The organism is Pantoea sp. X-Soil-ISGK-421 (assembly GCF_059730785.1).
Map to the genome: position 1 here is coordinate 1,960,288 of NZ_AP035979.1, position 15,531 is coordinate 1,975,818.

Annotated in this window: 13 protein-coding genes; 9 read left to right on the forward strand and 4 right to left on the reverse strand. The window is 54.9% G+C overall.

The window, feature by feature from the left end; genetic code table 11:
• Position 1: 1 nt before the first annotated feature.
• On the reverse strand, positions 2 to 1,201 hold the full coding sequence (locus AC6I8K_RS09140; RefSeq protein ID WP_497826570.1) for an enolase C-terminal domain-like protein: 1,200 nt from the start codon (positions 1,199 to 1,201) through the stop codon (positions 2 to 4).
• A gap of 304 nt (positions 1,202 to 1,505) precedes the next feature.
• On the opposite strand from AC6I8K_RS09140, the gene AC6I8K_RS09145 reads away from it, so the two are divergent.
• On the forward strand, positions 1,506 to 2,897 hold the full coding sequence (locus AC6I8K_RS09145; protein WP_497826571.1) for a PTS transporter subunit EIIC: 1,392 nt from the start codon (positions 1,506 to 1,508) through the stop codon (positions 2,895 to 2,897).
• A 123-nt stretch (positions 2,898 to 3,020) separates the two neighbouring features.
• Here the strand turns inward: AC6I8K_RS09145 and lplA are convergent, their stop codons facing one another.
• Complete coding sequence (gene lplA / locus AC6I8K_RS09150; RefSeq protein WP_497827235.1) at positions 3,021 to 4,037, reverse strand: lipoate--protein ligase; 1,017 nt, start codon at positions 4,035 to 4,037, stop codon at positions 3,021 to 3,023.
• Between the two features lie 203 nt (positions 4,038 to 4,240).
• Between lplA and AC6I8K_RS09155 the strand changes: the two genes are divergently transcribed.
• Positions 4,241 to 4,921 (forward strand): type 1 glutamine amidotransferase domain-containing protein, encoded by a 681-nt coding sequence (locus tag AC6I8K_RS09155; RefSeq protein ID WP_483817358.1) that lies wholly within the window; start codon positions 4,241 to 4,243, stop codon positions 4,919 to 4,921.
• A gap of 251 nt (positions 4,922 to 5,172) precedes the next feature.
• A complete protein-coding gene (locus tag AC6I8K_RS09160) occupies positions 5,173 to 5,781 on the forward strand; it encodes a TetR/AcrR family transcriptional regulator (RefSeq protein WP_064741182.1) in 609 nt (202 codons plus the stop codon).
• A gap of 32 nt (positions 5,782 to 5,813) precedes the next feature.
• On the opposite strand, the gene tkt is transcribed toward AC6I8K_RS09160, so the two are convergent.
• Together tkt and AC6I8K_RS09170 are read right to left on the reverse strand one after the other, a co-directional pair.
• The gene (gene tkt / locus AC6I8K_RS09165; RefSeq protein ID WP_497826572.1) at positions 5,814 to 7,805 is read right to left on the reverse strand and encodes a transketolase; all 1,992 of its coding nucleotides are present in this window, start codon (positions 7,803 to 7,805) and stop codon (positions 5,814 to 5,816) included.
• 29 nt (positions 7,806 to 7,834) lie between these two features.
• Positions 7,835 to 8,293 carry an RpiB/LacA/LacB family sugar-phosphate isomerase gene (locus tag AC6I8K_RS09170; protein ID WP_064738648.1) on the reverse strand — a complete coding sequence of 153 codons (459 nt, stop codon included), beginning with the start codon at positions 8,291 to 8,293 and terminating at the stop codon, positions 7,835 to 7,837.
• 446 nt (positions 8,294 to 8,739) lie between these two features.
• Between AC6I8K_RS09170 and AC6I8K_RS09175 the strand changes: the two genes are divergently transcribed.
• The 6 genes from AC6I8K_RS09175 to AC6I8K_RS09200 all read left to right on the forward strand — a co-directional run bounded on the left by AC6I8K_RS09175 (position 8,740) and on the right by AC6I8K_RS09200 (position 15,431).
• Positions 8,740 to 10,074 carry an MFS transporter gene (locus tag AC6I8K_RS09175; RefSeq protein WP_497826573.1) on the forward strand — a complete coding sequence of 445 codons (1,335 nt, stop codon included), beginning with the start codon at positions 8,740 to 8,742 and terminating at the stop codon, positions 10,072 to 10,074.
• Position 10,075: 1 nt separating this feature from the next.
• On the forward strand, positions 10,076 to 11,821 hold the full coding sequence (locus tag AC6I8K_RS09180; protein WP_497826574.1) for a dihydroxyacetone kinase family protein: 1,746 nt from the start codon (positions 10,076 to 10,078) through the stop codon (positions 11,819 to 11,821).
• A gap of 3 nt (positions 11,822 to 11,824) precedes the next feature.
• A complete protein-coding gene (locus tag AC6I8K_RS09185) occupies positions 11,825 to 12,598 on the forward strand; it encodes a triose-phosphate isomerase family protein (RefSeq protein WP_497826575.1) in 774 nt (257 codons plus the stop codon).
• A complete protein-coding gene (locus AC6I8K_RS09190) occupies positions 12,598 to 13,407 on the forward strand; it encodes a sugar phosphate isomerase/epimerase family protein (RefSeq protein WP_497826576.1) in 810 nt (269 codons plus the stop codon). Before AC6I8K_RS09185 ends, AC6I8K_RS09190 begins: the two co-directional genes overlap by 1 nt.
• A 4-nt stretch (positions 13,408 to 13,411) precedes the next feature.
• On the forward strand, positions 13,412 to 14,269 hold the full coding sequence (locus tag AC6I8K_RS09195; RefSeq protein ID WP_483817363.1) for a phosphogluconate dehydrogenase C-terminal domain-containing protein: 858 nt from the start codon (positions 13,412 to 13,414) through the stop codon (positions 14,267 to 14,269).
• A gap of 196 nt (positions 14,270 to 14,465) precedes the next feature.
• On the forward strand, positions 14,466 to 15,431 hold the full coding sequence (locus AC6I8K_RS09200) for a sugar-binding transcriptional regulator (protein WP_064738654.1): 966 nt from the start codon (positions 14,466 to 14,468) through the stop codon (positions 15,429 to 15,431).
• The last annotated feature ends 100 nt before the right edge of the window (positions 15,432 to 15,531 follow it).

Sequence of the window (15,531 nt, forward strand, 5' to 3'; positions counted from 1 at the left end):
CTTACGGTGTGTGAATGGTGCCATCTGGCAGGCGACTTTGCGTCCATTCATGCGGACGATAAACCACCGGATGTTTTTCCGCTAACGCTTGATCGAAGTCGACCCCAATACCTGATGCTTGCGGCGGATAGAGATAGCCCTTTCTAATTTCCGGCGCGCCAGGGAAAATGGCATCCGTCAGCGCTGAGCGCGGAATAAATTCCTGAATCGCCGCATTGTGCAGATGAATATTCAGATGCGTATTGACCGCTACGCCAATTGGCGTCATATCGCCCGGTCCGTGCCATGCCAGCCGCACGCCAAATGCCTGACATAACGCAGCCAGTTTCAACGCCGGCGTAATGCCGCCAATCTGCGAAACGTGACAACGAATAAAGTCGATGCGACGATTCACAATTAACGCGTGCCATTCCGCTGGGTTATTAAATAATTCGCCTAACGCTAACGGCACCGCACTTTGCTGACGCAGCTGCTCCAGCCAGCCGGTTTGTGTGGGAGGAAGCACATCTTCAAGGAAATAGGGCATATACGGCTCAAGCTGTTTTACCAGCTGAATGGCCTGCTGTGGGAATAAGCGTTCATGCACGTCATGCAGAATTTCAAAGCGATGACCGTATTTCTCTCTTAACGCACGAAACATCTCGACCGTATTGGCCATGTACTCTTGCTGCGAGTAATAAGCGCCGGACGTGCAATTTTCCGGGGCATTGAGTGCTTTAGGCGTCCCGCCGTAAAAACCCAGCTGACAGCGAATATGGCGATAGCCTTGCTCTAATGCGTTATCAACTGAGGTATAGAGTTCCTCCAGCGTTTCCCCGCTGGCGTGTGTGTAAGCTGCAATCGCATCGCGCGCTTTACCGCCCCACAGTTGATATAACGGCATATCGGCTAACTGCGATTTAATATCCCATAACGCCATATCAACGCCCGAAATGGCATTGTTGGTGACCGGCCCGTTACGCCAATAGGCGTTAACGTTCATCATCTGCCACAGGTCTTCAATATTGTTGGCATCGCGTCCAATTAATAAGGGTGACAGATACTCATCCACCATGGTTTTAACCGCTAAGGGACGCTGTTGAAAGGTAGCGCAGCCGTGACCAGTAATTCCTTTATTGGTAGTGACACGTACGGTAATCAGATTATGGCGATCGGGGCGAGTAATAAAACACTCAATAGTTTTAATAAGGGTTGGGGTCACGAGAAATACTCCTGTCGTGCAGTGACTGCACGCAATATCAAGGCATGTTGATAAGCTATTTTTGGCGTAACATTACCGGGTTTTTATTGAGACGCAAACCCTTTTTCAGATAATAAATATTGGTCAGATAAATAGATTGTTTACCGTAAAAAAACAGACCAATTCGGCATTATAAAACTTAAAGTGCCTGTTGCGGCGGGTTTTGTGATCGCAGTCATGATTTATTGGTTTGTTTTGTTTGATGGCATTTATTACCATCCAGTGCAGATTTCATCAGGCTGTTTTTCTTCCCTCAGGAGCAAGTATGGGAACGCAGGAAGTAATAAAAAATATAATTCACTTAGTGGGTGGGAAAAATAATATCAATAAAGTCTGGCATTGCATGACGCGCTTGCGCTTTGACCTTATTGATGACAATAAAGTTAACCAGGGCGAAATTAAAACCTTGCCCGGCGTGCTGGGCGCGCAAATGCAGAGCGAACAATTTCAGATTATTATCGGTCCCAAGGTCAATAGCTGGTATGAGCAAATCGTTCCGGCCTTGAATAACGATGATGTGCAGCCCGCGCAAAACGAGAAAGCGCGCAAAAGTCTGATATCGCTGTTTATGGATACCGTATCGGGCGTATTTGGTCCGATTGTTCCCGCCATTGCTGGCGCAGGGATGATCAAAGGTTTGCTGGCCGGATTGGTGGCGTTACAGCTGGTTTCGGCCAAAAGTGACACGGTGATGGTGATTGATTTAATTGCCAGCGGCGTGTTCTATTTCCTGCCGTTCTTTTTAGCGGTCTCCGCCGCCAAAATCTTCAAAACCAACGAGTATTTAGCCGCTGCTGTGGCGGCTTGTTTAATGTATCCCTCTTTAATTGACGCGGCCAAATCGCTGGCGGCACATCAGGAGGGCGCAGTAAGTGCATTCTGGTTAATGGGCGTGCTGCCGGTTTCGGTGTTCAATTATGCCTCCAGCGTTATCCCGGTGATCTTCTCTATTCTGGCACTCAGCTATATCCACCGCGGGGTGGACCGTATTATGCCTGAGGTGTTGAAAACCGTATTTACCCCAACCTTAACGCTGTTCCTTACGGCACTGACCGCGTTAGTGGTGATTGGCCCGATGGGTATTTGGCTCGGTAAAGGTCTGGCGCTGTTTATTGAAGGCTTATTCAGTATCTCAGCCAGCTTTGCAGGATTGATTGTGGGTGCCATTCGCCCGGTTGCGGTGCTGACCGGCATGCATCATGCGATGACACCGATTGCGCTACAGAACTTCAGCGATCGTGGTTATGACATGTTGATGCCGATGATGTTTATGGCAAATATGTCGATTGCGGGCGCGACATTTGCCATCTGGACATTAACTAAACATCGTCAGGATAAAGTGGTTACCCTTTCAGCCGCGATTTCAGCGTTATTAGGTATCACCGAGCCGGCGCTGTTTGGGGTATTAACGCGCTATAAAAAAGCCTTTATCGCTGCTACGGTCTCCAGTGCGCTGGCTTCTGCATTTATTGGGTTTTTTGGTGTCCGTTTATATGGTTACATTCTTTCCAGTATATTTAGTTTGCCTGCCTATATCGGGCCGTATTTTATCTGGGCCGTTTCCGGCGTCGCCATTGCCCTTATCCTGTCTTTCAGCCTGACGTTAATATTGGTGGGCAAGGAACCTGATTTGGTTGTGCAGTCAGAGAAAAGTTGAGCGCTGCATTCAATGAGCGCACACACTGTAGCAGCGCGATTAATCGCGCAAACATTGCGCCGCTACAATGCCCGCGCGGGATGATTACTGACACACGTTATGCAATTAATCGTGGCCCACGTTTTAGCTCACGCTACTCACTAGCCAGCTTTCCAGCTGGCTCAGTTCATTAAGCTGCTCAGGATATTCCGCTTTCAATTGCTCCAGGTGCGCCAGCATGGTTTCCGGGCGATACACCGCACCTTGCAGGCGTAACGCCAGCGTTTCTAATGGCGAGGGATTCAGGCTATCGGTGAAAATCTGGCAGCGAGAAATCACGCCGCGCTCCACATCAAAGTGAATCTCTACACCGCCCCAGACAAAGCGCTCATTTAGCAGATGTGAGAAGTCCGGTGCGTGACCAAAATTCCATTCCCAGCTGCTTTGACGAGAAAACTGCTGTTGAAAACCGGGCAGGTCAGGCAAGGCGCTGGGCGAGATATGCTCCGGTTCGCACTGTTCCTGGTAGTAAGCGAAATAGGCGGCAATCACCTCGCGGCAAATCGCATCAAAGCTGATGCCTGGCACCAAATCGGCTATGTTGGCCACCCGCGAACGCACCGAGGAAATCCCTTTCGCCTGTAATTTTTTGATGTCCGGATTGAGGTAATCGGCGAGACGCGAAAGGTCGGCATCCATTAAAAATGTACCGTGGTGAAAGCCGCGATCCGGCGTTTCACGGTAGGCAGAACCGGAGATTTTGCGCACCTCGCCATCAACGTTCACCACGATATCGTTGCGGCCAGAGGCTTCCGCTGGGATGCCAAGCTGCTCTAACGCACGCAGGATAATCGCCGTGGACACCGATTTGTCGTATTCCGGTTTGCCAGCCATAAAGGTGAAGCAGCAGTTGCCTAAATCATGAAATACCGCACCGCCGCCGCTGCTGCGTCGTGCTAATTTAATGCCGTCTTCTGCCATCCGCCGCGTATTGCACTCTTTCCACGGATTCTGGGCACGCCCGATGACCACCGTTTCGGCATTCTGCCAGAGAAACAGTACGCGCTGTGTTGTCGGCATCTGGCGAAAAATACACTCTTCTACTGCAAGGTTAAACCAGGGATCGTGTGAGTCAGAGATTAACAAACGTAAGGTGGACATCATTCCTCCAGTTCCATGAGAAAGGGCAAGCGGGATAGATTACGCTTAAGCTGATCGAAAGGTAAGAAACAGGGGGAGCATTTCATTTCAGTAAAAAATAATCTTAATGCTAGACGACTGGTCTATTAGCTGTTAGTTTGAACTCAAGCGCTAGACGACTGGTCTAGTTAAGGTGTCAACATCCATTAAGCAGGAGATTTACAATGAAGATTCTTATGGTGCTAACCTCACACGACCAATTGGGTAACACCGGACGTAAAACCGGTTTCTGGCTGGAAGAACTGGCCGCGCCTTACTACGCCTTCAAAGATGCCGGCGCAGAAATTACGCTGGCATCACCGAAAGGCGGCAACCCACCGTTAGATCCTAAAAGCAATGAGCCCGATTTCCAGACAGAGCAAACGCATCGCTTTGAAGCGGATAGCGCAGCCACGGCGCAACTCGCCTCCACCGTTCGTCTGGACAGCGTATCCCCAGCCGATTTCGACGCTGTGTTTTACCCAGGCGGCCACGGCCCACTGTGGGATTTAGCCGAGGATCAGCATTCCATCGCGCTGATCGAAGGTTTCCTGGCCGCAAATAAACACGTCGCCTTGGTCTGTCATGCACCGGGCGTGCTGCGTCACGTCAAAACGCCAGAAGGGAAACCGCTGGTTGAAGGACGGAAAGTCACCGGCTTTACTAACAGTGAAGAGGAGGCGGTCGGCTTGACTCAGGTCGTGCCTTTCCTGGTGGAAGACGAACTGATTGCGAAGGGCGGTGTTTATTCAAAAGGCGCGGACTGGAGTTCCTATGTGGTCAGTGATGGCCTGCTGATTACCGGTCAAAATCCAACCTCTTCAGCAGAGACGGCGCAACAATTGATTAAGCAACTGGCTCAATAAAAGTGCTATGAAGGCAAAACCCCGCTGGGCGGTGGTGGCAATGGAAAATTGCGCGTTGATTTCGCAGCGGGAACGGTTAGGGCGGAATGCGCCAACAGTACCGTGACGGAATTAAACGTAACCCTGCGATTTTTATGTCACAGCCCAGAGGGCTTGCGGCCTTCATCGTAAAAGCGGCATACAGCTTATCTCAGTGATAAATGCCTGAGTGTCGCATAGACGACTGGTCTAGTATTTGGTAATCTAACGCTATGACTACTTCATCTCAATTGCACAGCAATGAAATCCGCGATCACATCCTTGCCACCGGCCAACGCATTATGGCTGGCAAGGGTTTTTCTGCGGTTGGATTAAATGAAATCCTCACCGATGCCGGTGTGCCGAAAGGCTCGTTTTATCACTACTTCAACTCAAAAGAAGCTTTTGGCGTCGCGATGCTGGCGCGCTATTTTGAGGATTATCTGGCCGAGCTTGATAGCACCTTAAGCCAGCCGGGCTTCACCATGGCGCAGCGCCTGATGAACTACTGGCAGCTATGGCGTGAATCGCAATCGTTCTCCGATTGCCAGGGCAAATGTCTGGCGGTGAAGCTGGGCGCGGAAGTCGCTGACTTATCTGACAGCATGCGAGCCACGTTACAGACAGGCACTGCAGGCATCATCGCGCGACTGGCGGAAGCGTTAGAAGCGGGGATTGAAGAAGGTTCGCTGGCTATCGATGATAAACCAGGTCGTGTGGCGGAAAGCCTGTATCAGCTTTGGGTTGGCGCCAGCGTCATGGTAAAAATCGTGCGCAATACCAGCCCGTTTGATTCCGCCATGTGCATGACGCAAAAAATCATTCGTATTACCGCGCAGTAAGAAGGGCGTCCCGCCGGGACGCCGCTTCACTCTCACAGAATCGATTTCGCCGTTTTAACCACGTTTTCAACGGTGAAGCCAAACGCTTTGAACAGCTGATCCGCCGGCGCTGACTCACCGAAGGTGGTCATGCCGACGATCGCGCCGTTCAGGCCGGTGTATTTGAACCAGTAATCTGCGATTCCCGCTTCAATCGCCACGCGCGCCGCCACCGCTTTCGGCAGCACGGATTCACGGTACGCCGCGTCCTGCTTGTCGAAGGCGTCGGTGGAGGGCATGGAGACCACGCGCACCTTGCGGCCTTCTGCCGTCAGCTGCTCATAAGCGCTCACCGCCAGTTCCACTTCCGAACCGGTGGCGATCAGGATCAGCTCCGGCGTGCCGCTGCTGTCCTTCAGCACGTAACCGCCGCGCGCCACGTTAGCCAGCTGCTCAGCGGTACGATCCTGCTGCGCCAGGTTCTGACGCGAGAAGATCAGCGCCGACGGGCCGTCAACGCGTTCGATAGCGTATTTCCACGCCACCGCCGATTCAACCTGGTCGCACGGGCGCCACAGGCTCATGTTTGGCGTCACGCGCAGGCTGGCCATCTGCTCAACCGGCTGGTGCGTCGGGCCATCTTCGCCCAGACCAATGGAGTCGTGGGTGTAGACCATAATCTGACGGATTTTCATCAGCGCGGCCATGCGTGCGGCGTTGCGCGCGTACTCGACGAACATCAGGAAGGTGGCGGTGTACGGCAGGAAGCCGCCGTGCAGCGCCAGACCGTTGGCAATCGCGGTCATACCGAACTCGCGCACGCCGTAATGAATGTAGTTGCCCGCCGCGTCTTCGTTGATGGGCTTCGAGCCGGACCACATGGTGAGGTTGCTTGGCGCAAGGTCAGCGGAGCCGCCCAGGTATTCCGGCAGGATTTTACCAAAGGCTTCGATGGCGTTCTGCGAGGCTTTACGGCTGGCGATTTTCGCCGGGTTGGCCTGCAGCTGCTCAATGAACTTCTGCGACTCGCTGGCCCAGTTTTCTGGCAGCGCGTTGTTGACGCGACGCTTGAACTCCGCGGCCAGCGCCGGATGCGCAGCGGCGTAGGCGGCAAACTTTTTGTCCCACGCGGACTCTTTCGCCTGGCCGGCTTCTTTGGCGTCCCACTGCGCGTAGATGTCTGACGGGATTTCAAACGGACCGTGGTTCCAGCCCAGCTGCTTGCGGGTCAGCGCAATTTCATCGGCACCCAGCGGCGCGCCGTGCGAATCGTGCGTACCGGCTTTGTTCGGCGAGCCGAAGCCAATCACGGTTTTGCACATCAGCAGCGAAGGCTTGTCGGACACCGCTTTGGCTTCTTCCACCGCTTTCTTAATCGCGTCGGCGTCGTGGCCGTCCACGCCGCGCACCACGTGCCAGCCGTAGGCTTCAAAACGTTTGGCGGTGTCGTCGGTGAACCAGCCGTCGACGTGACCGTCGATGGAGATGCCGTTGTCGTCATAGAAGGCCACCAGTTTGCCCAGCTTCAGGGTGCCGGCGATGGAGCACACCTCGTGCGAAATGCCTTCCATCATGCAGCCGTCGCCCATAAACACGTAGGTGTTATGGTCTACGATGTCATGACCCGGACGGTTGAACTGCGCCGCCAGCGTGCGCTCAGCGATGGCGAAACCGACCGCGTTAGCGATGCCCTGGCCCAGCGGGCCGGTGGTGGTTTCAACGCCCGCGGTGTAGCCGTATTCCGGGTGGCCTGGCGTTTTAGAGTGCAGCTGACGGAAATTTTTTAATTCGCTTAGCGGCAAATCATAACCGCTCAGGTGCAACAGGCTGTAAATCAGCATTGAGCCGTGACCGTTCGACAACACAAAGCGATCACGGTTAGCCCAGTTGGGATTGCGGGGGTTGTGCTGCAAAAAATCGAGCCACAAGACTTCAGCGATATCCGCCATGCCCATCGGGGCGCCCGGATGCCCCGAATTGGCGTGTTGTACGCCATCCATGCTCAAAGCGCGAATGGCGTTGGCTCTTTCCCGGCGTGTAGACATACAGTTCTCCAGAGGTGCGACGTCGGCGCTTATTTAGCGTGGGATACTTGTTCGTAGTAACCGATCTTCTCAACTTTGGCGGTTGAGCCACCACCTTCAAACTCCGATGCCAGCCAGGCATTGACGATATTTTTCGCCAGCTCAGGCCCGATAACGCGTGCGCCCATAGTCATGATCTGCGCATTGTTGCTCTTGCGAGCACGCTCGGCAGAGAAGGTGTCGTGACACTGCGCCGCGCGCACGCCCTCTACCTTGTTGGCGACAATCGCCACACCGATGCCGGTGCCACACAGCAGAATGCCGCGCTCAAATTCGTTTTTCTGAATGGCCGTGGCGAGAGCAAATGCCACATCCGGGTACATCGGACGGTCGTTTTGCGCGTCATTGGTGTAATCCGTTACCACATAGTCTTTCTCTTCCAGCAGCTTTTTAATCACGTTTTTCAATTCGATAGCCGCATCATCGGCGCCAATTGCGATCGTTTTCATCGTCGTTCTCCAGCAGGGTTTGCAATGACGCCTGCACGTTTGTTCAGCAGGCGAGAAGATGTTCATGGTTAGCGTGCCATAAAATCAATCATATGTTCAATGGTTGTTCATATGAATTGCAGCCGGAATCGCATATGAAACCCTTCCTGATCCCCGTGAGAGGGCCGCTGCCCGCGCTTATGGGCGTAATAATCCGATAAACTGACCAAAATCAAATCTCATGAGCCTGCTCACACTTTCGCGTGTTGCAGTTGAGAGATGCACAATTATCCGTGTAGTGTTCATATGTTCGCATGACTATACCAATGTACAAGAAGACCCATCGAGGACTCGAACATGTGTCATTTACACCGTACCTCTCAGTACTCCTGCAGCCAGCGCTCCTTTGGCGTTTGGTCAACACCACATAAAGAAATGATCACTCACGCACGTCGTGGAGGTGCGTTATGAACCAACAAACAATGACGGCGGTGGAGCAATCCACCATCAGAAAAATCTCCTGGCGCCTGGTGCCGTTCGTGGCGCTGATGTTCTTCATCAACTTCCTCGATCGCACCGCGATTTCGTTTGCCGGCCCCAATGGCATGACGCAAGACCTTGGCCTCACCGCGCTGCAGTTTGGTCTGGCGTCGGGCATCTTCTTTATTGGCTACATCCTGCTGGAAGTGCCAAGCAACCTGGCGCTGCATAAGTTCGGCGCTCGCCGCTGGCTGGCGCGCATCATGATCAGCTGGGGCATTGTCTCGCTGCTGTTCACCTGGGTGAGCAGTGTGGAAGGTTTGTATACGCTGCGTCTGCTGCTGGGTATCGCCGAAGCTGGCTTCTTCCCTGGTGCGATTCTCTATCTCAGCATGTGGGTGCCGGGCCGCCATCGCAGCAAAATCCTGTCGCTGTTCTATCTTGCCCAACCGCTGACGGTGGTGTTCGGTGCGCCATTAGCCGCGTCACTGATTCAGCAGCACGGCCTGTTTGGCATGGAAGGCTGGCGCGTGATGTTTATGGGTGTCTCGATTCCCGCGATTCTGATTGGCATCGCCGCGCTGTTTTGGTTGGTGGACTCGCCGCGTCAGGCTAAGTGGCTGACCGCTGAAGAGAAGACCTGGCTGACGACAGAACTGGAAGCCGAACATCAGCAGAAGCAGGGCCATCAAAAGCACAGCCTGCGTTCGGTGATGGGCAATGGCCGCGTCTGGATGCTGTGCCTGATTTACTTCGGCTTTATTTACGGCCTGTATGCGCTGGCATTCTTCCTGCCAACCATCATCGCCGGCTTCCAGCAGCAGTTTGGCACCACCTTCAATGTGATGCAGAAAGGACTGATTACCGGCGTACCGTATCTGATCGCAGCGGCAGTGATGTTCTTCTGGTCGAAAGATGCCACGCGTCGCGGCTGCAAAACCTGGCACATCGCTATCCCGGCGCTGGCAGGCGGCATCAGCGTACCGCTGGCGCTGTATATGGATTCGCCCTTCACCACCATCATGGTGATTGCGATTACCGCCAGCGCGGTCTTCGCCGCATTGCCAAACTTCTGGACCTTACCGACGCAGTTCCTGACCGGCGCATCTGCCGCCGCAGCGATTGCACTGATCAATACCGTAGGAAACGTAGCGGGCTTCTCAGCAGGCTACATCACCGGTGCGCTGCATGACGCGACCAACAGCTATGCCTTGCCGATGTTTGTGGTGGGTGGATTCATGCTGCTGTCAGCCTTACTCATGCTGTTACTTAACCGCCGTCGCTCGCCGTCGCAGCCGACCTCTTTAGCTCAGGAGCATTAATATGACGTACCTGTTTAACCAACCTTCAGCCTTTGCCGCTGAGCTCATTGAAGGCTTTGTCGCCGCTAATGCCGATAAAGTCCGTCAGGTTGCCGGAGGCGTGGTGCGCAGCACCCGCAGTCAGCCGAATACGGTGGCGGTGATTGTGGGCGGCGGGTCCGGCCACTATCCGGCATTCGCCGGGTTGGTTGGACAAGGTCTGGCACACGGCGCGGCGATGGGTAACTTATTCGCTTCACCGTCGGCGCAGCAGATCTACAACGTGGCACGTGCGGCGCATAACGGTGCGGGCGTGTTGCTGATGTTCGGTAACTACGCCGGGGATGTGCTGCACTTCGGCCAGGCGTGTGAGCGCCTGCGGGCAGAAGGCATTGCTTGCGAAGTGCTGGCGGTGACGGACGATATTTCCAGCGCGGGTAAAGATGAGCTGGAGAAACGTCGTGGTGTGGCTGGCGATCTGTGCGTGTTCAAAGCCGCCTGCGCTGCCGCCGAAGCGGGTCACGATTTATCACAGGTACTGCAACTGGCGCAGCACGCCAATCACCGCACGCGCACTTTTGGCGTGGCATTTTCTGGTTGCAGCCTGCCGGGTGCCTCACATCCGCTGTTCGAAGTGGAAAAAGGGCGTATGGCACTGGGTCTGGGGATTCACGGCGAGCCGGGGATTAAAGAGACCGACATGCCGAGCGCGGATGAGTTGGCAGAGATCTTTGTGGAGCGTTTGCTCAATGAACGGCCAGCCGATATTCCACAGGCCGACGGTCAGCGGGTGGCGGTGATCCTCAACGGCTTAGGCTCGGTGAAATATGAAGAGCTGTTTGTCGTCTACCGTCGTGTCGCACAACTGCTTGAGGCTGCCAGGCTGCAGGTGGTTGAGCCAGACGTCGGTGAGTTTGTCACCAGTTTTAACATGGCCGGTGCATCATTGACGCTGATGTGGCTGGACGATCAGCTGGAGACCTTGTGGCGCGCGCCGACCAATACGCCAGCTTACCGCAAAGGTAGCGTATTGGTTGCCGAACCGTTGAGCGCCGCTGAGCTTGTTGAAAGCACTGAAGAAGCCTTGCCAGCAGCAACGGCCGAATCGCAAGAGAGCGCGGTACGCGTGCTGCAGCTGCTCGAATCAGTGGCGCAAATGTTACAACGTAACGCTGAGCGTCTTGGTGATATCGATGCGGTGGCCGGTGATGGCGACCACGGTATTGGCATGGAACGTGGCGTGTTGGGCGCGGTAGAGAAAGCGCGTGAAGTCGCCGCGCGTGGCGCCGGTGCGGGCAGTTTGCTGTGCCGTGCGGCAGATGCCTGGGCGGATAAAGCCGGCGGCACATCTGGCGCGTTGTGGGGGGTGGCGCTCACTGCGCTCGGTACCGCGCTGGGCGATCGTCAGGTGCCAGACGCACAGCGTGTGGCAACCGGTGTACGTGAGGCGAAAGAAGGCATTATGCACTTTGGTAAAGCGCGCGTCGGCGATAAAACCATGGTTGATGTGCTGGTGCCCTTCAGCGACACCCTCAATGAGGCGGTTGCCGCAGGTGCCTCGTTAACCGACGCCTGGTTAGCAGCAGCGCAGGTGGCCGATAAAGCCGCACAGGACACTGCCCAACTGGTACCGAAAATGGGGCGTGCGCGTCCGCTGGCAGAAAAAAGTGTCGGCACGCCGGATGCCGGGGCCATTTCGCTGGCGTTAATCGTCAATACTGTCGGCGATCTGCTAAAAGAACACAGTGCATCTGAACAAGGAGCTTGAAGCATGTCTCAGCCAAAAATCTGGCTCGGCGTCAGTTTGAAAATGTACTTCGGCTATCAACAAACGTTGCAATGGTGTCGCGATGTGGCGGCATTAGCCGAGCATCAGGCGGTGAAAAGCGGCGACGTCGGATTGTTTGTGTTACCGGCTTATCCAGCCATTCCTGCAGTTGCCGAGATTTTCGCGCATACGCCGGTGCGCTTCGGCGGTCAGAATGTTTGTCAGGCAGAGAACGGCGCCTGGACCGGTGAGGTTAGCGCCAGTATGTTGCAGGAACTAGGCTGCTCGCTGGCAGAAATTGGTCACGCTGAGCGCCGTCGTCACTTCCATGAAGACAAGACACAAATCGCCGCTAAAGTGGCGATGTCGCTGCGCCACGGCATAACGCCGGTGCTGTGCATCGGCGAAGAGCAGCAGGCGGAACCGCAGCAGGCGATAGCGCTGTGCGAGCAGCAGCTTGCCGAAGCGCTGGCCGAGTCTGCGCAGCAGGGATTAAAAGGTGAAGTGTTCTTCGCTTACGAACCGCAATGGGCGATCGGTGCGCCGCAACCAGCACCAGACAGCTACATCCGCACGGTGTGCGCCGGATTGCAGCAGCTCGCCACGCCGCCTGGTATCAGCCTGAAAGTCATTTACGGCGGCAGTGCCGGCCCGGGACTGATTCAGCGCCTTGGCGCGGACGTGAATGGCTTGTTCCTTGGGCGCTTTGCCCACGATCCGAAGGCGTTGGCCCACATTATTGATGAAGCCAGTGAGCTGGTTCAGGAGCGCCGTTAATGAGCCGTATCGGACTCAGCACCTACGCCTTTTTCTGGCGCATGTCGTCGAAAGTACCTCATCCGCTGACGCTGGAGCAGATGCTGCAGCAGACCGCCGATCTCGATGTGTCAGTGTTTCAAATCTGCGACTATCCGGCGATTGAAAGCTGGTCTGACACACAACTGCTGGCGTTGCGTCATCAGGCCGATGCGCTGGGCATCACGCTGGAACTCGGCACGCGCGGCCTCGGTACTGAGCATCTGCGTCGTTATCTGCATATGGCGGAAATCCTTGATGCGCGCGTAATACGTTCGATGTTCTACACCGCCGATCACCGTCCATCGCTTGACGAGGCCGCCGAGCTAATTGCCAACGTGTTGCCAGATTTTGCGCGTCAGCAGGTGCGTCTCTGTCTGGAGACATACGAGCAGGTGAACAGCGGCGCGATGATGTCGGTGATCAATACGTTTCTGTCGCCGTGGCTCGGTGTATGTCTCGATCCCGCTAACTGTGTCGCCGGACTCGAATTGCCAGAGCAGGTGATTGCCAACACCGCTGCGCGCGTCGGCAATCTGCACATCAAAGACTTTGCTTTCACGCGCCGTGATGGCTGGGTCGGCTTTACCTTTGCCGGCTGCCCGATGGGCGAAGGCTTGCTGGATTACGACCGGATGATCGCCAGCGTGCGCCCGGCGGATAAAGGCATTAACCAAATCGTCGAACATTGGTTGCCGTGGCAAGACGATGCCGCCGTAACCTGCGAGCGAGAAGCCGAATGGACTCGCCGCACCGTTGAATTCTTACGCAGTAAACAAGATCAGGAGTAACACTATGAGCGAGCAACTGAAAACCATCACCGTGATTGGCGCGGGCGGCAAAATGGGTATGCGTATTTCTGCTAACTTCCAGAAAAGCGCTTACCAGGTATTTTACTGTGAGAATTCACCCAAGGCGCAAGAGCAGGTCAGCGCACAAGGTCGCGAACTCTCTGACGCCGCGTCAGTGGTGCCATTGAGTGACGTGGTAATCCTGGCGGTGCCCGATATCGTCCTGGGCAAAGTGTCTGAAGGCGTGGTGCCGCAGATGAAACCGGGCGCGATTCTGCTGACGCTGGATCCGGCGGCGGCGTATGCAAACCTGATCGCGCATCGTGATGGCATTGAATACGCGGTGGCGCATCCTTGCCATCCGTCGGTGTTCCTTGAGCGTTACACCAAAGAAGAACATGCCGATGCGTTCGGCGGTATTGCAGCCATTCAGCATGTGGCAGCGTCGTATGAAACCGGTTCTGATGAGCAGAAAGCCGAGCTAAGCAACGTGATCAGCGTGATGTACGGCCCGGTTGAGCAAGTGCATTGGGTGACCGTAACGCAGTTGGCGTATCTGGAACCGACGCTGGTGGAAACCGTGGCCTGTATGGTCGGCGCATTTATGAAAGAAGCGCTGGATGAAACCGTAAAACACAGCGGCGTGCCGGAAGAAGCGGCCAAAGCGATGCTGTATGGCCATATTCAGATCGCGCTGGCCGTGGCGTTCCGCGCCACCAACCCGTTCTCGGATGCCTGCATGATCGCCATGGAATACGGTCGTGAGAAGATTGTGAAGCCAGACTGGAAGCAAATCTTCGATCAGAAAGAGCTGGATATTGTGATTGCCCGTATGTTGAAAATCGACGCCATCAAACGCTAAGCGTGACGCTCGACCGACTCGCGGCGCTGTTGTCTGGCGAAGCGAGTCGTATCAATGATATAACTCCCTGTCAAAGTCACATTAAGCCGGTATTTTGTAGGGTCGCCATTGATGGCGGCCAGGTGCGCATAAATGCGCACCCTACGTGGTACGCTTGCAGCATCTTCACATAACACCCAAACAAGACAGGTTACGGATGGAAAAAAACACGCTTTCTCAGGACTCCGAGCTGCTGACGGAAATTGCCGTCGCCTACTATCAGGACGAAATCACCCAGGAGGAGATTGCGCGTAAGTTTGGGATTTCTCGTATTAAAGTCGGCCGATTGCTGAAACGTGCTCGTGAAGAGGGCATTGTCGAAATCAATGTGCGTTACCATCCTGTATTCAGCACCCGCCTCGAACAACAGCTGAAAAATCGGTTCCCCCAACTGCAACGTGCGCTCATTGCGCTTGATCAGCCCGATCAGGAGGAGCAACGTCGTCAGGTTGCTGCACTGGTGTCGTCACATTTAGCGCAGTCGTTGAAAGACGACGCGATTGTCGCCGTGGGGCAAGGGCGCAACGTCGCCGCTGTCGCCGATTATCCCGGTCAGGTCCAGACGCGGAATTGCCTGTTCATTAGCGGCATTGGCGGCACGCACCGTCCCGGCGATGCCATCAACGCGGATCACATCAGCCGCCGTATGGCGAAGAAATTCGGTGGCATCAGCGAAACGCTGTATGCGCCCGCCTATGTTGAGAACCGTGGGCTGCGTGATGCCTTTATGCAAAACGGCACCATCAAAGAGACGCTGGACCGCGCGCGTAAAGCGGATGTGGCGTTGGTGGGCATCGGCGACATGAATGAAAACAGTTATATGGTGAAACTCGGCTGGTTTACGCCGCATGAAATCATCGACGCCAGCGTTAATCAGGGCGTAACCGGGGATGTCGCCGGCTATGACTTTTTTAATGCTCAGGGACAACACGTTGATACCGTGATGAACGATCGTGTTATTGGACTCAGCATTGATGAGTTACGTAAAATCCCTTGCGTGATCGCTATTGCCGCCGAGAACACCAAAGCGATGGCGATCCTTGGCGCACTGCGCACGGGTGCGATAGATATTATTGCGACGACCGCGCAGAACATTCGTACCATATTGAGTTTGTCGCAGTAGCGGTCAATGTCGTGTCAATTTGGCTGGGGTGAGGCGCCTTCGCGCTTTGCCTGCCAGCAATCAGCCTTATTCCATAACGCGAAGTGGCATAACCTAACGA